The 23,386-nt window shown below is 36.4% G+C and carries 14 protein-coding genes; 4 read left to right on the plus strand and 10 right to left on the minus strand.

Going from position 1 to position 23,386, the window contains the following annotated elements:
- Positions 1–39 precede the first annotated feature (39 nt).
- Together A4245_RS06490 and A4245_RS06495 are read right to left on the minus strand one after the other, a co-directional pair.
- Entirely contained in the window at positions 40–2,163 is a 2,124-nt protein-coding gene (locus A4245_RS06490) for a glycoside hydrolase family 3 protein (RefSeq protein WP_067726879.1), read from the minus strand.
- Between the two features lie 121 nt (positions 2,164–2,284).
- Entirely contained in the window at positions 2,285–3,847 is a 1,563-nt protein-coding gene (locus A4245_RS06495; protein ID WP_067726882.1) for a glucose PTS transporter subunit IIA, read from the minus strand.
- A gap of 259 nt (positions 3,848–4,106) precedes the next feature.
- On the opposite strand from A4245_RS06495, the gene A4245_RS06500 reads away from it, so the two are divergent.
- Positions 4,107–5,309 (plus strand): helix-turn-helix domain-containing protein, encoded by a 1,203-nt coding sequence (locus A4245_RS06500; protein ID WP_067726884.1) that lies wholly within the window; start codon positions 4,107–4,109, stop codon positions 5,307–5,309.
- 482 nt (positions 5,310–5,791) lie between these two features.
- Here A4245_RS06500 and A4245_RS06505 read toward each other — a convergent pair whose 3' ends face one another.
- A complete protein-coding gene (locus tag A4245_RS06505) occupies positions 5,792–7,699 on the minus strand; it encodes a DUF2339 domain-containing protein (RefSeq protein WP_067726886.1) in 1,908 nt (635 codons plus the stop codon).
- Positions 7,700–7,975: 276 nt separating this feature from the next.
- Between A4245_RS06505 and A4245_RS06510 the strand changes: the two genes are divergently transcribed.
- A complete protein-coding gene (locus A4245_RS06510) occupies positions 7,976–8,245 on the plus strand; it encodes a hypothetical protein (RefSeq protein WP_157087667.1) in 270 nt (89 codons plus the stop codon).
- 508 nt (positions 8,246–8,753) lie between these two features.
- Here A4245_RS06510 and A4245_RS20565 read toward each other — a convergent pair.
- The 6 genes from A4245_RS20565 to A4245_RS06540 form a co-directional block, all read right to left on the minus strand.
- Complete coding sequence (locus A4245_RS20565) at positions 8,754–9,521, minus strand: NERD domain-containing protein (RefSeq protein WP_067726890.1); 768 nt, start codon at positions 9,519–9,521, stop codon at positions 8,754–8,756.
- A 95-nt stretch (positions 9,522–9,616) separates the two neighbouring features.
- Positions 9,617–10,513 carry a glycerol kinase gene (locus A4245_RS06520; RefSeq protein WP_067726892.1) on the minus strand — a complete coding sequence of 299 codons (897 nt, stop codon included), beginning with the start codon at positions 10,511–10,513 and terminating at the stop codon, positions 9,617–9,619.
- Positions 10,514–10,760: 247 nt separating this feature from the next.
- The gene (locus A4245_RS06525; protein WP_067726894.1) at positions 10,761–14,030 is read right to left on the minus strand and encodes a helicase C-terminal domain-containing protein; all 3,270 of its coding nucleotides are present in this window, start codon (positions 14,028–14,030) and stop codon (positions 10,761–10,763) included.
- Positions 14,027–15,808 (minus strand): phospholipase D family protein, encoded by a 1,782-nt coding sequence (locus tag A4245_RS06530; RefSeq protein ID WP_067726896.1) that lies wholly within the window; start codon positions 15,806–15,808, stop codon positions 14,027–14,029. Before A4245_RS06530 ends, A4245_RS06525 begins: the two co-directional genes overlap by 4 nt.
- Entirely contained in the window at positions 15,801–16,997 is a 1,197-nt protein-coding gene (locus tag A4245_RS06535) for a DUF6361 family protein (RefSeq protein ID WP_067726898.1), read from the minus strand. Before A4245_RS06535 ends, A4245_RS06530 begins: the two co-directional genes overlap by 8 nt.
- Positions 16,998–17,102: 105 nt before the next feature.
- Entirely contained in the window at positions 17,103–17,378 is a 276-nt protein-coding gene (locus tag A4245_RS06540; RefSeq protein ID WP_067726900.1) for a DUF4357 domain-containing protein, read from the minus strand.
- A gap of 292 nt (positions 17,379–17,670) precedes the next feature.
- Here A4245_RS06540 and A4245_RS06545 point away from each other — a divergent pair, with 292 nt between their 5' ends.
- Positions 17,671–17,994 carry a nucleoside triphosphate pyrophosphohydrolase gene (locus A4245_RS06545; protein ID WP_067726902.1) on the plus strand — a complete coding sequence of 108 codons (324 nt, stop codon included), beginning with the start codon at positions 17,671–17,673 and terminating at the stop codon, positions 17,992–17,994.
- A complete protein-coding gene (locus A4245_RS06550; protein ID WP_067726905.1) occupies positions 17,994–20,420 on the plus strand; it encodes a DEAD/DEAH box helicase family protein in 2,427 nt (808 codons plus the stop codon). The genes A4245_RS06545 and A4245_RS06550 overlap by 1 nt, the downstream gene beginning before the upstream one ends.
- Positions 20,421–20,467: 47 nt before the next feature.
- Here A4245_RS06550 and A4245_RS06555 read toward each other — a convergent pair whose 3' ends face one another.
- Complete coding sequence (locus tag A4245_RS06555) at positions 20,468–23,350, minus strand: DEAD/DEAH box helicase (protein WP_067726907.1); 2,883 nt, start codon at positions 23,348–23,350, stop codon at positions 20,468–20,470.
- Between the last annotated feature and the right edge of the window lie 36 nt (positions 23,351–23,386).

The following is a 23,386-nucleotide window of genomic DNA, read 5'->3' on the forward strand; positions in this document are numbered from 1 at the left end:
TTCAATCGGAGCTGAAACGGTCAGACCGTCTCATTCAGCTCATCCATTATACTGTAAACCATGTCCCAGTTTATAAACATTTCCATCGCTGTCTTTGTAGGCATAGCTGATTCCTTCTGGCATATATTTATCTTTATCATAGCCTGGAACATCATTTCTAGATACACAATTACCATCTTCATCGACGGCAATCACTTCTTCACTTGCTGGTAATGTCAACGGCAGGACACCTGTTGGCTGATTGTTTCCAGCAATAATTTCAAGCTGTGCTTTGAAGAATGTATCGTACCCGGCAATCAAGGCATCTGCCAATGGTTCTACATTTCCTAGAAGCCATGGCAAGATAACATTTACACTTATAATGACTTTTCCTCCGCGGTTACGGATGTTCTCTGCCACTTTATTCAAATGCTCCAACTCACTTAAAGTAGTATCTTGATATGGAGAACCATCCATCGCTTTTAATGATTTATTTTCACATAGACCGAGCTCTAACAATCCTGGTGTTGCATTAAAATAGGTGCCCGATTTCGGCTGCAGGAACAATATGGCGATATCCGCTTCTTCATACGCGTCGGTTAACTCAAATTGACCTAATTCCTTCGCATCGGCCAGTGCCTGCTCCGTATATGTCGCCGCATGTTCTGTATCCTTATGATAAGCTTTTATATACACTTTTTTACCTTCCAGCTTGTCTGCTGTTAATGGCAACGTTTCATTTGAATTTTTCAAAATGGTAACTGATTTTTTGTGTGCTTCATATGCTGCATCCCAGTGTGCAGGTGTATTTACTACCTTATCCGCATTTTCTGGTGAATTGTACGTGCGATCATCAAACAGACCTAATGCAAACATTTCTGTGAGCAATCTTTCATTTGCTTCATTGATCCGCTTTTCACTGATCCAGCCACGATCTACTGCTTCTTTCAGGTTTTCAATATCATTTGTATCTGCGATGATATCTGTTCCTGCATTAACCGCTTTAGCAAAACGCTCTGCCACACTTAAACTTTCAACGCCCCAGCTCATATTGTTAACGATACCGCTGTCACTGTTAATATAGCCTTTGAAGCCCAGTTTTCCGCGCAGAATATTTTCAAGGAAATAATGATTAAATGCAAATCCAACCTCTTCGAATGGAATATCCTTACCTTCAAATTCCTGATACACACTCTTCTTGATGCTTGGGATTGAGTAATAAGGCATGATGGAAGACGTTCCATGTTCGACAGCTGCTCTAAACGGTGGCAGATGATATTTTTCTAGACTCCCCGGAGTGGGATAAAGATTCCATTTTCCTTCTTTATAATGTGGATCAAACCCATTTTCCCTTGGTCCTCCCCCAGGGAAATGTTTTGTTGTCATCGCAATACTGTTTGTGCCTAACGTTTCCCCTTGGAATTCGTCAATAATACGGCCAATTGCGTCTGCAATAAATTCTGGATCCTCTCCAAATGTACCATATGTTCGCTGCCATCTTGGATCTGTGACCACATCCGCCATATACATATAACCTTTTCTTAAACCGGTTGCATTCCATTCATCGTGGGCAATTTTGGCAAATTCACTGATGATGGACGCATCCTTACCATTTTTAATATCACCCATCGCTGCTGCTGCAAGACCCAATGTGCCTGGCCATGTGGAAAAAATACCAATTGCATCATTCATTCCAAAGATAGATTCACCATTTTCATTTCTTGAATTGGATGTAACGATGACTGGAATACCCAAGCGTGTTTTCTCTGCTAACTCATTCATCGTATTAATCCATTCCGCTGTTTCTTGCGGGCTAAAATTATCTCGTAAAATGAAATGACGTAAATGTCTATCTTCAATGGTATGCGTCGTTCCATATACTTTGCTGGTGGCAAAGATACTTTCTCCCTTTTCCACAATCCCTTCATCTAACACACCATCATGGCTAGTTTTGCTCTTATCTTCCTGATAAAGACCCATTCTGCGCGTGTTAATCAGCATCATACCAATTTTTTCATCGATATTCATTAAAGAAACTAGATTTTTCGCGCGTTCTTCCGGGCTTAATCGCCAATCTTCATAAGGGTCAAGCTTTCCATTGTTATTTAAATCTTTAAATGTGAAACCATCTTCTTCAATAAGCTGCTTGTTTCTCACTTCCAGTTTTGGTTGTTTGTCTTCCATGCGAGTTCATCCTCCTATATTTTTTATTCTGATTGGAATACTATCCAGTTGCAAAGGTGTTACATGGCTTCAAAATAAACGGTTTCATTGTCTGTTCATAGAACCCTCCTCCAACATCCTGTTATAAAGCCAGTTTCAATAAACTGTTTTCCGATGATACGGACGTTTCTTCTGTAACATCGATATGGGCATATTCCTCTGTATTTGTAATGACGACTGATGTCGTGATGTCAAACCCAGATTTTTCAATGTTTTCCATATCGAATTCTAATAATAGATTACCCTTTTTCACTTGATCCCCTTGCTTGACATGGACATTGAAAAATTGCCCATTCAGCTTCACTGTATCTATACCTACGTAAATTAAAATCTCTGCGCCATTGTTGGAAGTGATTCCAATCGCATGCTGTGTAGCGAATAAGGTCGTAACTTCACCATCCACAGGGGCGTAGACTTTCCCTTCTGCCGGTTGGATTGCAGCTCCTCTTCCGACTGTATTTGTAGCAAATAGCGGTTCATTCACTTCAGATAAAGGGATGACATTCCCTTTTAATGGACTGGAAACTGTTTCTGGCTTGATCACCTTCAGGTCAAAGGTATCATCATTTTTACTTTGAAAGCCAAGGACAAATGTAAAGGTTAATCCTAACACAAAGGCTGCTCCGGTTCCGACTAAATGCTGACTGATAGGTGAGAAGGCAGGTATGGACAGTACACTTGGAAGTACAAAATCATTCATCACGACACCAAATGCTCCATTGATCGCCCCTCCGATTGCACCGGCAACAACGACATAAATAATCGTTTTTCTGTAGCGCAAGAGAATTCCGTAGTAAATTGCTTCTGTCGTACCAGCAAGTGCACCTGGCAGGATCCCGCTTGCGGCAAGTGACTTCAGTTCATTGTCTCTCGTTTTGAAAAATATGGCTATTGCGACCGCAATTTGAGCAAATACAGCTGGTGCTGCCATGCCGATAATTGGATCAGGGCCATTTGCCAGGTTGGCAATAGCAAGTGGAATGATTGTCCAGTGCAATCCTGCAATGGTAAGGAATGTCCACGCACCGCCGAGAACCGCTCCTGCCAATAGGCCGCTTTTGTCACTAAGAAAAGTTATAATGGCACCAAGACCTTCTCCAACTAAATTTCCAAAAGGACCAAAGAAAAGCATCGTTAATGGCACCAGGATAACCAAAGATATAAGCGGGTTGATAAACATTTGGATATCTTTATATATAATTCTTTTCAAAAACTTCTCTAACCCTGCATAAACAAACATTGCAATAAAAATCGGAAATACGGTTGAGGAATAGTCTGCCAAATTAACAGGTAGACCTAAAAAGCTGATTGTTTCGACACCCGCGTCGACAAGGTTAATTATTTCAGGAGTTAAAAGAGCTGCTCCAATTGCTCCCCCGACATAGCCATTCCCGCCTAGCTTTATTGCGATTGAAATACCAAGAAAGACAGGAAGGAAATAAAATATAGAATTCCCGGCAGCAGATAAAACAATATAGGTACCGCTTTCACTTGAAAGCCAGCCAAGCTGACTTAAGACAGATAAGGCTGCTTTTAACAGACCTGCACCAGCAAGTACGCCAATGATTGGGGCAAAACTCCCGGAAATCACTTCGAGAACTTTAGAGAAGTTCGACTCTTTTTGTTCGACATCATTCTGACTCATTATAATGTTCCTTTCTTTTTTTCTTGAATGGAGATGCAAGAATTTCTGCTATGCTATTTTCTCCACTCAATTAATACGCTTACAAATTAAATTGTATTATTTTCTGTGAAATACAATGGTAATAAATTAAATTGTATTTTATTTTGAATATATCTCTATATTAAATTGATTTTTTGTTTATACATAGGATAAAATTAACGTTAATCGGATAAAAACTACATATTTGACAAATTTCGCATTATGAAAGGAGATGATAATTGTGTACTCAAAAATAGTTTCTACTGCAATAAAGATTTCACACCTTACGCAATTAAATACATATGTAGTTGATAAGAATGGAGATGTTGTCTACCACGACGCAAAAGTCTCCGTACCAGACTACATGCCCGGAGCTAAGCATATGGATGTCTTGGAGTTTTTTCATAAAATGAAAGAAACAAATCAAGTCTATACCTATATCAATCCTTGGGGACTATCCTATTTAGGTTATTCTTTTTTGGATCAGAGAGAATTTTACGCAATCATCATTGGCCCCTATTTTGAAGTAATTCCGGATATATACGGTTTAGTAATGCAATACAATCTCACCATTCAACAAAGCGCTGATTTAAGAAGTGTTATCGAAAAAGTAAACGTTGTAACCGCTGAGCAAATAAGCAGTTATGAGGCAGTGCTTCAGCTGTTTGACTCGATGAAAGAAACAGAGACTACCCCTTTGATGATTTACTCGAGTGAAACTAAAGAAAGCAAAGATATGGATGCTAAAGTGGATGATGAGGCTGATCTGGTGAAATGGAGGTACAGTATTGAAAAAGATTTTATGCATGCAGTTGAAAAGGGGAATAAAGACGAGGCATTGAAACTGATTAGTTCAGATAATACGCTATTCTCTTTTTCCGAACGATATCCAAATCAGCCCCTCCGCCGACTGAAAAATTTAACAATCGTTTTGAATACATTATTGCGCATTGCCGCGAGAAACAGTAATGTTCCCGCGATATTAATCCATCGTATCTCAGAAAGATTTTCCTTTGAAATTGAAAACGGCGAAAATATTGCAGCGTTACGTCGAATTCAGGATTATATGATTGGAGAATACTGTGACTTAGTAAAGTCAAACTCTCTACAAAATTATTCTCAGATGATACAAAGAGTAATCGAACATTTAATGAGCTATTATGATCAGCAAATTGATAAAACAGAATTAGCTGCATCTTTTCATACCCACCCAGGAAATCTATCAAGAAGATTTAAGAAAGAAACGGGGATGACGATTACCGAATATCAACAAGACCTTCAAATCAACCAAGCGAAACATTTATTAAAAACAGAAAACCTCCCCATTGATGAAATTGCCTGGATAGTCGGATATAAAGATCCCTCCTATTTTGGAAGAGTATTTAAAAAAGCAACAGGTTATTCCCCTTCTGTGTATAGGGAGAATGCTTTTGAAAATATGTAGACTTCGGGGCCAGAACCCGAATAATCGAAAGTTTAAAGGGAGGAGCATTCCAAAATTTGGTGCTCCTCTACTTCAGTACTTTTGCTGATTGACTCTGGTGGCTTTTGGGCTCTAGGTAAGATGTCTTCCTCATAAATTGGTGCCTGTCCCCCCCCAAGCGCTTTACAGCATTAAAGCGATGACTAGATCTACAGTAAAAAATGTTCACTCTCATTATCATGTTTTTTCGTTGCTTCTTCTATAATATCATCTAACCTGCTGCCATTTACTATTAAAAAAATGTTCTTTCCCAACTCATCATTAACAGAAATGACACTCTATTTCCTTCTCAATTATTATCTAATAACTAAACAGTAACCCAAGTATTTAGCCATAGAGACATTCCCGAAAGTTTAACTTTCTACTGTTCGGACTGGCCAATTCTCACATACTTTCGTAAGTCTGCAAGCAGTTCACCCCTACAATGGGCTACGTGACCAAAATTATTCCTCTTTCTCTGTTCCGTTATCTTTGATATAAAACAAGCGGGATAAAACGATACCCAATACACCAATACCCATAAATAATCCAGCACGGACAATGAGGTCAAGGAAGGCTAGATCGATAACTACAAGCTTAACAAGTGTCAGAAAAAGTAGCCCAATGCCCAAAAGACGGACAGATTTCTTCTGATAGACAAACCCTGCAATCAAACAGCCTGTTGCATAGAGAGCCCAGCCAATCGATATGGACATCACTTCAATACTCACTGATTGATTGACGGTCAGTGCTGTAATAAGTTTTGTAATAAAGGTCAAATGAATCGTTACGTTTACTGCTACCACTCCCATATGAAAGTAGCGATTGATTTCTGTCCGTACCAATTGATACAAAATATATAAAGAAATAATCACCCCAATCCATAATAAGGTTTCCAAACTGATAGCCTGATAGAGGATTGGTATTTTCATTAAAAACAGGACATGTGCAGCAAGCAGGACACCTGTCAGTATTTGCTTCACATGATTTTCTATAAACGGTTTTAAGAGAATATGCATGGCATAAAGGGTTCCAATCAATAAAAGCATGTTGAATAAATCCCAACTCCATAGGTCATACAGCGGATCCGCAACAACCATGAATGCGGTTGAAAAATAAATGATCAGTCCGATAAACCTTTGTGCGAAAACATGGAAATAGTACCCGATATACGTGGCGAATAAACCTACAATCAAATACATGGAAAAAATCATATCCGGATTATTCAAGCCTTCAAAAATGATGCAAGACAGACCAATTGTTGCCAGGACAATGGACAGCGAAAATAATTCTTCCCTTTTCCGCAGATGGGAATAATAGGCAACGGTCCCATATCGAATGGTGGCAATGACCAGATAGAGCAGATAATACAGGTCTTGATCGATGGCACCAAAACCGCCTTTTGTCCATAGCAATGTCGCTATAAAACTGGTAAACAGAACTGGAAATGTCCCTCTATTATTTATCTTTTTTAAATAGAGGGTCCCAAAGATCAATTCATGTTGGATCAACATACCGACTGCCATCCAGACGAAAACAATCGAATCATATTGGAAAGCAGACACGGACAATGTTAGAAAGACAAGATGAAGCAGTACTGCAGCAATATAGAAAAGCTTCTTATATTGCATGCGAACGGCGAAAATTAATAATGCAATATAGAAAAGCAATTCATAGCCAATCACAAGAAGAATCTCATTTGTATCTGTCTCTCCCTGTACAAGAAATGGGATTAAATAGCCAAATACCGACATCATAATCCCCATTGCCTCTGATTTATGCCGGTGGGCTAAGTAAATTCCCATGGCAACCCAGAGAACATTCAGGAAAAAGGCTAACCCGGCTGGAATCATGCCATATAAAATGTGCATTGCAAATGTTGACAACAGAAGAATCGCAACAGAACCGGATACAAGCACCTTTCCTAATGCATGATGATTGCGCTTGATTTGTTTCTCGCCGATGTATAAAAATAAAATTGCAGCAAGAAAACCAATAATAACCCGATTCGTCTCATTTAATATTCCTGCATCGACCGCTACTTTAAACCCCCAAATAACTCCTAATAATAGAATGAAAATAAAAATTCTTGGCAGCCAGACCCTGCCAATCAGATTTTCCCAATCAACCGGCTCCTTTCTAGGATCCATTGCAGTTTTCTTCGATGTTTCAAAAGATTTGGGCGGTTCGGTGGTTCTTGGCTTTAAAATCGGTTGCTTATATTCAGTTGTATGAAGCGTATCCTCTGATTTTGGCTCATGCTTCGGCTTAATTGGTTCTTTCTCAACCAAACGTTGCTCTTTCAGTAACTGAACATCCAACTCAAGTTGCCTGATTCTCTGCTCTAGCTTCATAACTTTTTCATCTTCCATGAGCTTCCCCCCCTGACAGTTCCTGTCACCACCCGAATATCGGTGTAAAATGTCAAATGATATTGAGAATTGTGATACATATTTTTAACTGTATTTTTAGAATTTACTGATCAGTTATATTTTACCACCTTAGCATATACATTCATAGGTACAGCAATGAAACATAAAAAAGATCAATAAAATAATCTACTGCTCAATCAAGATTATCAAAACAGCAACATAATCTATGTTGAAAATCGTTTAAGGAAAACAAAGGAAGAGCTATGAGCAGGTAAGGTGAACTTTGTGATTACAACCGACGGGATAGAAAATGCGAGCAGGGGATTTATGTATGAGAAAGTGGATAGTCTGATAAGAAACAAGCAGGAAACGTATAACTGGGAATTTATATTTCCAGGGGCAAACATCGATGCAGCAAAGGAAGCAACCAGTCTCGGAATCAGCGTGGAAAATGTTTATGACTTTGAAGCATCCAGTGATGGTGTGGATAAAATGTACAGCCTCGTTCATGAGGAAATAGCTGTTAGAAGGAAGAAATGGAAATAGATCGAATTTCAAGTGTGATGACAGACGGATACTCTGACATCTTCTGCAATTGTCTTACTGATATGAATAAGGCATTGGATAATTTTAACTTAAAGCCACTGCTGGGTTAAATGGGATAGCTGTTCATTAAAAAATAATTAAAACAAAAACAAGAAATTCTTCCAATATATAATCATTTAGACACCATTACAACAAATATTTATAAATACTTACACCATTTTAAAAAATTCTGCATCCAGTATTCAGTGCCTGTCCCCCACCGCATTACAGTATTAAAGAGATTGGGGACAGGCACTTGGATCCCCGGGGCCAGACCACGAATCTACCAAAGTTTAAAGGGAGGAGCATTCCAAAATTGGGTGCTCCTCTACTAGAGTACTTTTTGCTGATTGACTCTGGTGGCTTTTGGATCTAGGTAAGATGTCTTCCTGGGCTTGTTGGCAAAACTGAATTATACCGAAGATAATGGAAATACGATATGGCTGTTGTATTTTCAAAAAGATTCTCATCAACTCAATTTCCTAGTATATCTGCATTTCGGATAACTACTACATCCCATAAAATCCCCATACTTACCTTTTCTTTTTATTAGATCTGAATGGCATTTCGGGCATTTAGTTTTATCATAATAGGTTGCTTTTCTTTTGACTGTATCCAATTTGACTGTATTAACATGCCCTTTACTTATTTTTCTTTTAACCTTTTTATCAGTAATTATTAGCTTCTCCAGCTTACTGTTTATTTCCTGTAATTGATCGTTGCTAATTATTTTAGATTCCTTCTTTTTAATTGTCTTAATCAATTCTGTAAAATGAATAACTTTTGCTCGTGTAAAGACTTCCTTGAACTTAAATGTGGATTGGTTAGAAAAAGCAATAATAGAACTAAACAACTGCTTGTCTATTTCAAGGTAATTTTCTAATGACTTGATATGCCCAGCATTTTGCCATATTGGATTAAACAGTTTTTCTTTTCGCTTATAAATTACTTGAGTCCAGTATCTATTCTTTTCATTCCCAAATATCCATCCATTGTAATGCTTTGTTTCTATTACAAAAATACCGTACGGAGATGTAACGACATGGTCTATCTGTGTTGTTTTATTTTCACCTGTAGGAATGTACAGATCATGATAGATTTTGTATTCATTTTCATCCAATTTAGCGAGTATTTTATTTACACGTTTCTCACCATAACTCCCCTTGATATTTGCGAAATTCAACTGGACATAACCCAGAAATAAGAAAAGCAATATTAAAATTATGTATATTAACATCTATGATTACCGCCTCATCCAATATTTCTTGTAAACCTTCGAAACTAATAACCAAAAAACTCAAATGCCGCGCCGACAAGACTGTATAATATAATCTAGTACGCCTGTATTCCAAACTTCAACAACTTCTTAGGCAAGATATCATCCAAGTTCTGTATATCTGCATCTTGCAACTCGATTAAATTAAAACCATATTTTTGGTAAATCTCCAACTTTTTCTGTTTTCTTTCCGCATATTTGGGATCACTTTCCAATCCCCAGTATTCTATGTAAACTTTTCCTACTGGTAAATAGAAGTCTGTATAAACATCTTCTTCAATTGGTAGCTTTCTTTCATATGCATGAGCAATCTCAGACATGTATAACCAATTATCTATCAGCATTTCAGCTCTGGATCGCACATAGTGACCATCAGCACTTCTGTGGTTAGCTATAAATTTTTCTCGAAATCCTAATGATTTACTCTCTTCAGAAGCAGTTGATGGTTCAGTGGTTTCTGTACCCTGTAACTCATTTATGGTTTCTACTAATCTTTTATTTTGTAGAATGCTTTTGGGCCAATTAACATAAGGTACACCTGTTTTATCATATTCTAATTGTTTACCGCCTATACTTAACCCAAGCTTTGTCACTACCCAGCCTTTTACCGATTTTTGTACAAATCCCAATTCAGAAAGAATAGGATTCATTTTAAATTTAGAAACGCCAAAATGAGTACTTAATGCTGTAGCGTTTAATAATGGTTCACTACTAGATTGAAACATGTTATCTGTCTTTATTTCTTCATTCCAAGCTATATACTCTCCTATTCTTGGGTGTTTCTTTGTAATGCCACCCAATTGTTTGCCCCTTTCAGTTAAAATCCAATTATCATTAATTCTTTCTATATAGTTGTTATCCAGTAAAATTTGAAATACATCTTTAACTCCCATTTTTAATTCTTTAGAAAGCGCGGTGGTTGATAAATATTTTGTTTTGTTCGTTATAGCCATGAACATCCCCCTATTTACAAAAATTTCCTCATTTTATATTACTTCTTATTCTGTTATCGGACAACCAACTAAGAAAATTAACATGAATTCTACTGTTTTACATTTCATAGTTACAATTTGACTGTCTTCAATTGTCTAAGTTCTTGCTGCTCATTAACAAAATAACAAAGCAATAGTTTTATAATCTACTAAAAATGCCCTATAGCTAATTAATCGCTATAGAGCACCTATAAAATATATACCTTCCTTATAAATTCCGATAAAAAGGACTCAAATTCATAAACATTTCTTTCAAGTTTTCTTCATCTACTTCACGATTAAACAGATATTCCAGTAGTTCTTCTTGTCTTGCCTGACCGAGACTCAACCTATACAATTGTAAAATTTTCATTAAGCGATTATATTTGTCTCCATCTTTACTATAAGGATACAAAGGTACAATTCTTTCAATCTTAATATCTTGACTATCTGGCAGTGACCAGAATGGTACTAATTCAGATGACCTCTCATCCCGTTCGGTTTGATTAGCATGGTCAAACATTTCGCCCCAGATATCCGAACCAAACGCTATATTCCCATATTTATTGGCGATATTCTGGCGAATTGCAAACGATTTATAACGGTTAATTCTTCCCTCACGTTGTTCGAGATCAATTGGATTGGATGGTAAATTCCAATGAACGATTTTTCTACAATAGTAATGAAAATCCAGTCCTTCTTGCCCGACAGATGTTGTGGCCAGTACAAAAGGGCGAAATGGAGAATTAAACGCCAATCTAACATTTTGTTTTCTGTCATGTGCTTTTGCTTCATTACGATTATTCGAGAAACCTACTGCATAGCTCGTTCGCATCTTAAATGATGACGAATCATTATTTCTTTTTGGAGTGGTAACTGATATCCGATTTTTAAAATCTGAATAAGTATCAACATTATAGCTTGCTGTATGCGTTTCGAATGCCTCACTCATAACGAGTAATAATTTTTTATCACGGAAAGCTTTTTCTTCCTTCTTTAAACCGCCTTCTTCTAGTAGCATGTGGGCGTACTCATCAAGCATTGCTTGAATATTCCCATCCACACAATATTTTAAGACGTTTTTCCAATGGGATGGATTAAAGTCTTTCTTCTTTCTTCCATACTGTAAATCTACTATCGCAATTGCTTCCTGTGAATTGAATCTATCCATTATAGTTTTTGCGAGACCCACAGCATATGAAAGCGAGTCATGATTTACACCATCAAGCATGCGGATGCTGCATATAGCAGGAGAACCCAATGTCATGTGAATAAGAACTTCTACTAGATCATCAGGTCGCTTTCCGAGTACCGGTATTTCTTCTTGCTGATATATACGTTGTAACTCTTTGAAATGCTGTGTAATAGATTTATCATCGTTTTGGTTGTCATCATTTTCTTCTAAAGAAATAAACTTTCCATTTTCAAACCATTCCTGTATTATTGGCTCTTCTAAATCAAACAAAAGAGGAGCCATGTAATACCATCTTTCATCGTAGCGAGTATCTGCATTCTCCGGCAGTCTTTCTAACCTTTGTATAATACTTTCTTTAATCTCTTCCTTTATTTCAGCTAACGTTAATTGTCTATCAAGTACTTCTACCGGTTTAAAAAGTTTTGCTAAAGATATGGAAGGATATAAAAGTGTTAAATGATTCATATTGGATGGCGAATTTTTCCTCATAACAAATTTTAAACGTGGCTGAGGGAAACGCCTTTCAGAAGTATATTGGTAATTGTTATTTTTACGCTTTTTCTTTTTGCTTATCCTTTTAACAAGTTTACCTACAGTTAGACGTTCTGACTCATAAGAGAGAAGTGTAGCGATTGCCCTTGGAGCCATTTCCCATGCGGAAAATACAAGTACTTTTGAAAACCTGGCATGACCAAAATAGCATCCACCAAATTCATAATAAGGAAGTGATGGTGGAATCCACATTAAATTCTCAGCACCGTCAGGTATAGCAACCTCCTTTAACTTAGTAAGCCTAGCATTTGTTTCTGGAAGCTTGTTATATCTATCAACAATTTTTCTGTCAACCCAAAGATTCGGTTTATTGGCTACAGTAATTTTTGAAGGATTATTTCTAAAATACTGCGTAACTTTCTGCTTCAATTTGTATTTTTCCATATACGACATAAGGAATGGTGCTGATTTCACATAATCTACCGGGAGTTTATCCTGTATATCTGATTCCTGCAGAAGGCTATCCACATTGATGTAAGACAATATGTCCTCTTCAGTGATTTTCAATGTCTCCGCCTGTTCTGCTATTAACTCCCCAGATCCATCAACCAACATTCGTTCCGTCCTTGCTACGCCTTTATATAGATTCTCTTCCGCTTCTTGTTTCTGTGCACTAAGTACCGCAAAGTCCACATTGGTAAATTGGCTTAGTGATACAGAATAATCCCCCCACACTTTTTTAAACTTTTGTTGCTGATCAGGGTGGTTTTCAAATAAAAAGTTAATTACTTGGAGGAATTCATCATAATGGTCATCTGTCCCTGATTCAGATATTTCCTCCAAAGTAGAATATAGCTTATAAGGTGTAGCTGATAGCAAAAGTATTTTTACTTTATCCTCGATTGATTTCGGGCTATTGAAGAACTTTCTGGCAAGTATGGCAGTTTCACTCTCTCCCTCAGCATTAACGAGTTCTGGGAAACGCTGAAACTCGTCCATTATGACAAGGTCTGCATCCATTATTTCCACACTGATTTCAGCCATCATTCTTCTTAATAGATAAATGACATCATTTGCGCCTTGGACTCTTTTTCCCGGCATATCTATCTGCCCAATTCGCTCAAAAACTTCATACATTTTCTTTAACAATTGTGGATTCGCAGCAAAAAAATTATCTATCTGTTCTAACATGGATCGAAGGTACTGACCATTACTCAACTCATTTACAGATACAACCTTTTTTTCATAATAATTCTTATGCCATCCCCAGCTCTTTGTTGCTGTATCCATCATTAATAAATTCATCTGTTTTTGATATTCTTGAAGTGGCTCATAGCGTTTCATGAAAGCATAAATTAATGCTCTCTCATTTACACTTCCACATCCTGATGTCATATCAAAAGAAGTCATCGGAGTTAAAGGAATTAACTGAATATAACTCTCTTTTAATAATGGATCATTATTGTTCTCATAAATCTTTAAATGTTGCATGGAGAGTCTTGAATCTGATCCATCTTCAACAGAAACTCTTTGATCGATTTTTAATTTACCTAGATTTTGCCGAGCAATGCCCTGGTTAGAACATACATAGACAACTTTGAATAAAGGATCCTTTAATTCTTCTTGATGATACCTAGCAATTTTTGCGATTACACCTCGAGCAATCAACGTCTTGCCAAGGCCAACTTCATCAGCAACCAGTACACGGCTAAAGTCATTAATAAACAATTCATAGATTCTATCAACGGTTGCTTTTTGAAAATCTTTTAACCCAGAAAGGATTTCCTCTTCTTTTTCGATTAAATTAATCATTTTTTCCACCTTTTCTGATCCGCGCTTTTGAAGGTTCTATATAAATGCTCAAAATCATCAGGAATAATCTCTTCATCGTCTATCACTTCGATTATATGTTCAACATCAGATAATTTTTCAGGTGTCCTTGAAACTGCTTTTAACATGTTCTCATATAGTACCGGACCATGATTAGCATCAAACTCCCAGGATCCATAAGTTGAATTTCTATTTTCAAATTGTTCGAGGGCTGCAAGCAAAAAATCGTCAGCTAATAAAAATGCGACATATTTCAAGAACGTGGTCGGATCTTTTATGACTGATCGGTAGATTTCACTGTTTCTAGATATTGGGATACCTTCTGTGTTTATTTTAACAATACGTTCAACTTGTTCTCCATCTATTTCTGCTATAACTCTATAAAACTCTGTCAGTTCGGTAAGCCCGAGATTATCAAATGTGGTTTTCTGCTCTAGTTTCTTTTGCTGCTTACTCAATAACGGACCAATGGTAAGGCTAACTTCTTCAGGAATATTTTCAAAATCAATAGATAGTGAATAAGAATCATTATTGTTAATCACCGTTGCCGTGGAATCAATTCGACAAAGCTTTTTTATGAATTTTTGCAGCTGATCATTTAAATCAGTTTGCTTTTCTTCCCTCTCTGGAAGTGCTGTTATTTGTTCAAAAGGATTGTCCTCTTCATCTTCACCAAAAAAATCCTCCAATAAATGGTAGAGTCGGAAACCATACTTTTTATATTTCAGTTTTAAAAGAAATTCAACATTTCCATGGAAGGCATAATGCGAGCAATTAGCGGAACCTATATAGAAATGGTGGTTATTATATTTACTTCTGGCAAATAGCTTAGCATGAATATCCTGAAGCTGCGCCATTTCCTCCTCATACTCTCTCTCTTCCTCACTGATAGTCTCTTCCCCTTCAACAATCATTTCCTTTAAAACATAGATTTTAAAATTATCTAATATGCTCTCACTCAGTTTATGCAGCTCCGTTCTTCTTGTAAGAAGCACACCTTTTTCATCAGAAAGTCTATGGATTTGCAACTCTTTTAAGGTACTTTCACTTATAAATGGTGACATAACAATTAATTGATGATAAGAAAAATCGAAAATTCCTGTATTTTCTTTTCCATAACCGTCTATCCCAATTGGAAGAAAATCAAAGTCCGGAAAATTCTTTCCTGGTTCAAAATGAATATATTCTATTTCAGAAATAAGATCTCTTATCTTTTCCGTCCTATTTTGATTTGTTGCGTATTGTGTTAGATAGTTTAGAAAATCAGCCAATGGCTTTGATTTATCACTTAACTCCTCTCTCTTCTCTCCTTCCAATGCCAAGGCAATATCCCAGCTGCGATCGAAAGTGAGATTACGGGTCAAAACAAGTAGTCTATATAACTTATTACCATCTTCATTCTGATACTTTACAAGCCAAATTTTAGGATGAAAGGACCGTTCATTTTTCAAAGCTACTTCAAAAACACTGTCTTCAAGCAAAGCGAAAATTGAATTTCCGCTTTGAGGCACTTTAATTTGACCTGCTTCACAAAAGATAGCGTATTTGTCAGAAGTCCTGCGTAAAGCTTCCAGAATATAAATTGGTTCCTCTCTTAACGTCTGATCCATTTCTTCTGAAAGTCCTAAAGCAAGTGGCACACCTATAAGCGCTTCCAAATCAAGAGAATAGGTTGTACCAACTGCAAAGTCTACTTCAAAACCGGCTGGAGGCTTCAGCATGTCACTATAGTTAAGCCGATTTTTATCAGGTTTAAGCATATTGTTCCTCCAATCCATTAAAGATATCGTTAATTAGAATTTTCGCGTTACTGAAGCGATAATCAAGCTTTGGTGTTCCAACCCAGTTACCATCATAAGAATAAGCCTTAGTATTATTCAGCTTTGCCCGATCTCTTGATTTCAGTTCGATTTCCCGCTTTATGATTAATTGATCTAATTCATTTTCATCGCCCTTGACTACCGCATCCTGCCAACCCTTTAAAAAACGCCCTAAACGAACATTTTTTATTTCAAGCAGACGAAGAACTTCCTGGTAAGGAAAATATCGAAATTGTTCTTTTACAAATGAGCTATTAATCCATTCAGTCCACCTATTAACCGCTCTCTCGTTTTCTCCATTGGAAAGAATCATGTTATAACGTATATTAGCACCAGCCATGAATTTATTGAATGAATTGGCAAGGTAAAAATCGTTTCTTATATGTTCCGGAAGTGTGAATACTTCTCCAATACTTGCAAATTCTTCAATTTTATTAACGTCTGCAAGATTCTGTTTTAGCAGGAATGCAAATAAACTATCCTCTGAATTTGGTGATAGTGTAATTCGATCCTTTAAAAATTCCGCTTCCTGTTGATTTAGTTCAATTGTCAAATTTTCTTTCCAATCCGACTCCGGGAATATACAATGCCAAAAAACACCAGCATATTCTGTACTCCCAGTTTCTAACTCATCCGTCTCATCAATGCCTAATCTTGATGCAGAATTCTTATTTTGTTTAATTGCAATTAATGACTTTGCATAATTATTCTGGGTCAGATTTCCATATTTGAAAATCTCAAAAGTTCGAAAGCCATTCCAATAGATACTGGATGGTTTTCTTTTAAGTTTTTTACCTGAACGTCCCCCAATCACACCGTCGAAAGTCCCCTTCTTTAATACATCTATTAATTCGACCTCTATTTCAAATAATGTATCGAGGAATCTTTGAGGATTACTGAACGCTCTTTTTTCCAACTCCATTAAAATATAAGGTACGATAAAAAAATACTTCGCTCTTGTTTGAAGTGTTGATGTTCCAGGAAAGAACTTATCTGCAAAACCATCTCTAATCAAACCAATACCCAGTTCGTCCACAGCACCTTTTTGTGAAAGTAAGTCAAGGACTGCCATCGCTTTGTTTTTATGTTCGTTTGAATAATCAATCCAGCCGATCTGTAAAGAATTCATATTCGCAGGAAAACTCCTTTAGTATATATTAGTGTTAGTCCGGCGATTAATCTTCGCCTTGTCTTTTTAAGAAGTTCAAAGTCTTACCCTGTTTGTTCTTCTACTCTAGCCAGCCGTTCGCCGTCTGGCTAATACGTTTCCTGGTGCAGCACTTGGCGAATTAAAAATGTAATTTTCAGTAAAGCTTAATACTTTTCCATCTACCACTAGGGTACCATTTTCAATTAATTCTTTTCTAATATTTCCAATCGTAGGACCAACTGTTTGGGATTCAATTAAATTACAGACAGAGTTCTTCAAGACAACAAATCCCTCATCTGTATATTCGCCTTGTGCACTGGCATCTTTACCTTTACAAATAAAAAATCTCTTTCTTTTCATTACTCACTACTTTCTCGAAAATGGGGTAACCTAAAGTAGACAGCAGAGTCTTCATTGTTTCAAAGTTGTCCATTGCCATCATTGGTTCTGGTAAGTATGATTGAGATGGAATATTTCCATTTTCAAGTTCATATCTTCAAATCTGTAACGCTTCTTTTCATCTAGTTATATAGTACTTCTTATTTATCGGGCGTACAACTATCCTTCTTGTACTAAAAGTGTACTTTTCTTATTTGCTAGACAATATCTTTTTCTATAAAATAAAACTAACAAACAACAAAGGAGTTCCTACATGCCAACTTACAATAAACTTGTTCGTGACCGTATCCCGGAAATTATTAAAAACTCTGGTAAAGACTTAAAAACAGAAACACTAAACCAAGATCGTTACATTCTGGAACTTAAGAAGAAGCTATTTGAAGAGGTAGAAGAATATCAGGCAGCAGCTACGGAAGATGATGCCTTGGAAGAAATGGCTGATGTGCTTGAGTTGGTGCATGCTTTAGTTCATGTTCATGGTTCTTCAATGGAAGAAGTGGAAAAAATCAGAGCTGAAAAGGCTGAGAAACGAGGAGGCTTTGATGAGAAAGTATTTCTAATAGAGGTTGAAGATTAATGACTGATATTTCGTTACACACATCTAACCTACATAAGCAATTATTAGAAGATATACAAAATTCCTCTACGATTTACGTCCTGACTTCATTTATCATGAAGTCAGGTGTAGAGGTTATGTTTAACGCTCTTCAAGATGCACTTGCTAAGGGCGCAGATGTAAAGATATTAACTGGTGATTACTTATATGTAACCCAGCCTATAGCATTAAAGAGATTGTTAGATTTGCAAGGTGATAATCTAGAAATAAGATTATGGCGCAGTAATGGAATCGCATTCCATCCAAAAACATACATTTTCAAACATCAGGAAGATGGAGCGATTATAGTAGGTTCCTCTAACCTATCACGTTCCGCTTTAACAAGCGGTGTTGAATGGAATTTGAGAATGCAGCGGAATGCTTCAATCCATACTTTTAACGAAGCAATAGATCTCTTTATTGAATCTTTTTATGACAACCAAACAATTGAAATAAATCACGAATCACTTAAATATTACCAAAAGTACTATGATGATTTTCACGTTAAGCACGCTAACCTAGTTTCAACGTGGACCAAACAGGAAGAAATAGAGTTGACGTTACCTGCAGAAGATGAAGTATTACCACAGGAAATCTCGGATAATCCTGTTCCATACACATCTGAACTTGTACCTCGCCAGGCTCAGTTGGAAGCTTTACAGGGGCTAGAACATACGTTGGAAGAAGACTATAACAAAGCGATGGTAATTATGGCTACTGGTCTTGGTAAAACCTATTTGGCTGCTTTCTTTGCACAACGATTCAACAAAATATTATTTATTGCCCACCGTGAAGAAATACTAAGACAGGCAAAGAAAAGCTTTGAACAGGTCCTCGGAAAATCTGGTGGACTCTATTACGGTTTAGAGAAAGACCCTAAGAACGATATGATTTTTGCATCCATCTTCACCCTTAGTATCCAGGAACAATTGCAACTATTTGATCCACGAGAATTTGATCTGGTGATTGTCGATGAATTCCATCATGCTGCTGCAAAAAGTTATCAAAAAGTAATCGATTATTTTGAACCAGACTTCCTTCTGGGCCTAACAGCAACTCCTGAGAGAACAGATGGACAAGATGTGTTCGCCATTTGTGATGGTAACGTCGCATATGAAATAACTTTCATCGAAGCCATACAACATGGATGGTTAACACCATTTATTTACCAAGGGGTAAAAGATGATATTGACTATTCCCAAATTAAATGGCTCGGAAAACAATACGATCAGCATGAACTAATGATTCAGCAATTGCAAACTGATCGTGCAGAGCAAATATTTCAAAAGTGGAATAAATTTAAGCAAACGCGGACGCTAGCATTTACATCTTCCATTCAACAGGCAAATTTTCTATCAAACTATTTCAATGAACAAGGATTTAATTCTATTACATTAACTTCAGCCACAAAGGACTTATCCCGTTCAGAAGCAATACGGATGCTTGAAACAAATGAAATTGATATTATTTTCACCGTTGATTTATTCAATGAAGGTGTGGATATTCCATCTGTAGATACATTGCTTTTCGCAAGGCCAACAGAATCTCTCGTTGTATTTACCCAGCAGATTGGACGGGGCTTGAGAAAATATGCGGGCAAAGAAACTTGTGTCATCATTGATTTAATCGGAAATTATCGCAATGCAGACACAAAGCTGCATGTATTTAATGAACAGCTACCAACGGAAACAAGAACTAGCCCAAGTGTTGAACCAGTAGTACCTGCATCCTGTGAAATTCATTTTGAAACAGAGGTTATCAATCTACTAGAGGAAATGAGAAAGAAGCGCAGTTCAAGAAAAGAAAGAGTTTTTCTAGATTATCTTAAAGTAAAAGAGAAACTGGGCAGAAGACCAGCATATAAGGAAGTACATTTACTGGGTACCATTAACTCTAAAGAGTATCGGCAAGCATTCAGTGGCTACTTTGCCTTTTTAAATGAATATGGTGAACTTACCGATCATGAAGCAGAGGTTTACAAGAAACATTACCGTTGGTTGAACAAAGTAGAAAAGGAGCAAATGTCCAAATCTTATAAAATGGTGGTATTGCAATATCTGCTAGATAAAGGGCCTGCTGATTGGCTTAAAAGCGTAACTCCAGAAGAAGTGGCTCCCTATTTCCACCGTTTTTATATGGAAAAAAAATATCGGAGAAATGCTGACTTTTCCAATAAAAACACGAAGAAGCTTTGGGATTATGATGAAGCAAAGGTAGCAAGATTAATTGCTGATATGCCTATGTCTAAATGGGTTGGAAAGGATGAGCTTGTTTATTTTGAGGATAATCAGTTCGGAATGAATTTTGAAGTTGATGAAAGTGATCGGGAAGTTGTGCATGAAATGACTGGTGAGATATGCGAGTATAAGATGCATTGGTATTTTGAAAGGAAAGTAGAGAATAAGTAATAAATGGCTCAATTCGGGAACTGAGGCATTTATATCGTTTCAGAGTTCTACTCCAATCCATTCACAATATAATTATAAAGCTTACTTTCAACCGGTTGTTCCATTACCATATTCATGTGAACTACTGGCTTATTATCTGCCATTTTATCCTGCTGCACTGTTTCTTTATCTGGTTTTACTTCACCCATATAATAAAATCCAGTTCCCTCATCATCATCTTTTTTAACAAACAGATGAACGTCTATGTTGTTTTCCTCTGCATGAATAATTTTTTGGACTTCTTCTGATTGCAAGGTTCTATTACTTCTTGTATACCATTTAAATAATTCAGGACTAATGAATTCATCTCCATAATCAACACTTGCTTCCACTTCACTATTTTTATGATAGGTTACAAATATTGGACATGTTTGGTGTTTTGGTTTGTAGCCATACATGGTGGAACTTTCATCATTATCCCAGTTTAATAACTTACAAGAATCTTTTCGAGAGTATTTCTTATACAATGTTAGAGACTTATCAGAATCATACTTTTTACTCTTTTCAATTCCTGTTTTAATAACATCTTCAATTAAAAGCTTAAAGTAACTATTGTTTTCAAGGCTTTCTTTAATCTTGCTGTTAAATGAATAGCTTCCATCAATGAATTCTACAATTGGATCTAGACCGTACTTTTTTTGATCATTTTGTGAAAAGAAAGATAAACTAAGGATTCGATGTACTGAATGTAGCGTTACTTGATCAACGATACAGTTAGACTTCTCGAGTGTATGCAGATAATCCTTGTTCGTAGTTTTCTTATGACGTACTAATTGATCGAGTAAAATTAATTCGTGTTTTCGTTTACCTGGAAGAATTTCAATAGAAAGCATTGTTAAAACACTATTTTCATAACCATTGAGACTAGGCACTTCTTCTTTTAGCTTAAGCAAAAACTGATAATAGTTTTTATATTTATCCGCAATAACAACTGGATCAATCGAATGGTTCTCTATAAAGTCATAAAGATATGGTACTGTACCTATTCTATTTTTTAATTCTGTATAGGCATCTTTCAGCACTTTCATCGCTGTTAAATTACTATTATTAATCGATTTAAAGATCTGCTTTTTAGCAATTTCTTCAAAATTAATTGTGGAAATACCTTTGATATAACTGGTTTCTGCGGTAGCCTTTCGAATATTATCTTTGTTCTGTGTTTTATCCCCTGAAAGAGCTACTGGAATTAAATAGTTATTTTTGTAGTTCCCTATAAAATCAATGACGGTAACAAAATCTTTTGAGTCATGCTTTCTAAGTCCTCTTCCAAGCTGTTGAATAAAAATAATACTCGACTGTGTTTGACGTAGCATTACAACTTGGTTAATACTCGGTATATCAATTCCTTCATTGAAGATATCTACCGTAATAATATAATCGAGACTACCGTTTTCTAAACGACTTACATGAAGCAACCTATCTTCTTGGGAATGATCTCCAGTTAGGGCAACTGTGCGGAGTCCTTTATTATTTAAAGCCTCCGATAACTGTACAGCTTCCTCTTTTCGACTACAAAATATTAATCCTTTTACACGCTCACCTGAAAAACCATAATAGTTAATCTTGTCCATGATATGATTTACCCGTTCTTCCGTAACAAGATGAGAAAGAATTGTTGCATCATCAATTAGCTCGCCATTGTATTCTAAGTCAGTTACCCCAAAATAATGAAATGGACAGAGCATATCTTCTTCGAGAGCTTCTTGTAATCTAATTTCATAGGCAATGTTGTAATCAAATAGCTCGAAAATATTAAAGTCGTCTGTCCGTTCTGGCGTTGCTGTCATTCCCATCAAAAACATTGGTTTAAAATACTCTATTACTTTTAAATATGATTTTGCACCTGCTTTATGAACCTCGTCGATAAGGATATAATCGAATTCTTCCGGATCAAATTGATCGAGCATATTTTGCTTAGAAATCGTTTGGATTGTTGCAAATAAATATTTTGCATCTGTCTGCTTGGTGGATCCTGATAATATTCCAAAATCCTTATCGATACCGCCCGTAATGAGTTGAAAATCTGACTTAGCTTTGTGCAATATTTGTTCTCTATGTACAATAAAAAGCATTTTCTTAGGCGCGAATTTTCTTACATCAAAAGCAGAAAGATAAGTTTTACCTGTCCCAGTTGCAGAGATAACTAATCCTTTATTATTTCCACCATCACGAACCTCCTGGATTTGTTCCAGTGCAGCAATCTGCATTTTGTTTGGTTTGATTTCTAAAGCCTCTTTTAGTGGATTCGCCTTGTATTCAGCAGGTAATTCAATAACTTTCTCTGCCTTTTGGAAGTTCACTGGCGTATAGATAGTCTCGTAGTTTTTAATCCATTGGTCTGTTAATGGTTGTGCCTCATTCCAAACATCTTCAAACTGTGACTTAAAATGGTTGATTACTTCCCCATTTTCATGAGATGAAAGCTTTACATTCCATTCATGGTTGACTTGTAATGCATGGGCAGTTAAATTAGAGCTTCCCACAATTAACGAATAATGATCACTATGTTTAAATATATACCCTTTGGAGTGAAATCCTGGTATATCTGTCATTCTTACTTCTACATTCGTAATCTTCATTAATTCCTTAAATATTTTTGGTTGATTAAAATTAAGAAAGGTAGATGTTAATATTCTGCCTTTAATTCCCTTTCTATTTAAATCAAGTAAATGCGATTTAAGGGTAGCTAGCCCACTTTCCGTGATAAAAGCAACCGAAAAGAGAAATGAATCGCAGCTATCTAGCTCCCCTAAAAGCGTTGTTAGTACATTTTTATTCTGACTAGTATTATTTATCAATAATTCCGGTACGTATCTGCTAGACTTGTTGTGTTGTTGATCGATAAAACCTTTATGTAATGAAGCCTTTAAATCTTGGATGATGTCCTCCATAATTACCACCAATCATTTCCAATTTATAGATTAATT

It is taken from the genome of Oceanobacillus damuensis (assembly GCF_001618145.1).
Classification (GTDB): Bacteria; Bacillota; Bacilli; order Bacillales; family Amphibacillaceae; genus Oceanobacillus; species Oceanobacillus damuensis.

What these genes read in the sequence shown, in the direction of transcription:
- A4245_RS06490 (WP_067726879.1), bottom strand. Translation starts at nt 2,163, where the DNA reads ATGGAAGACAAACAACCAAAACTGGAAGTGAGAAACAAGCAGCTTATT.
- A4245_RS06495 (WP_067726882.1), bottom strand. Translation starts at nt 3,847, where the DNA reads ATGAGTCAGAATGATGTCGAACAAAAAGAGTCGAACTTCTCTAAAGTT.
- A4245_RS06505 (WP_067726886.1), bottom strand. Translation starts at nt 7,699, where the DNA reads ATGGAAGATGAAAAAGTTATGAAGCTAGAGCAGAGAATCAGGCAACTT.
- A4245_RS20565 (WP_067726890.1), bottom strand. Translation starts at nt 9,521, where the DNA reads ATGTTAATATACATAATTTTAATATTGCTTTTCTTATTTCTGGGTTAT.
- A4245_RS06520 (WP_067726892.1), bottom strand. Translation starts at nt 10,513, where the DNA reads ATGGCTATAACGAACAAAACAAAATATTTATCAACCACCGCGCTTTCT.
- A4245_RS06525 (WP_067726894.1), bottom strand. Translation starts at nt 14,030, where the DNA reads ATGATTAATTTAATCGAAAAAGAAGAGGAAATCCTTTCTGGGTTAAAA.
- A4245_RS06530 (WP_067726896.1), bottom strand. Translation starts at nt 15,808, where the DNA reads ATGCTTAAACCTGATAAAAATCGGCTTAACTATAGTGACATGCTGAAG.
- A4245_RS06535 (WP_067726898.1), bottom strand. Translation starts at nt 16,997, where the DNA reads ATGAATTCTTTACAGATCGGCTGGATTGATTATTCAAACGAACATAAA.
- A4245_RS06540 (WP_067726900.1), bottom strand. Translation starts at nt 17,378, where the DNA reads ATGAAAAGAAAGAGATTTTTTATTTGTAAAGGTAAAGATGCCAGTGCA.
- A4245_RS06545 (WP_067726902.1), top strand. Translation starts at nt 17,671, where the DNA reads ATGCCAACTTACAATAAACTTGTTCGTGACCGTATCCCGGAAATTATT.
- A4245_RS06550 (WP_067726905.1), top strand. Translation starts at nt 17,994, where the DNA reads ATGACTGATATTTCGTTACACACATCTAACCTACATAAGCAATTATTA.
- A4245_RS06555 (WP_067726907.1), bottom strand. Translation starts at nt 23,350, where the DNA reads ATGGAGGACATCATCCAAGATTTAAAGGCTTCATTACATAAAGGTTTT.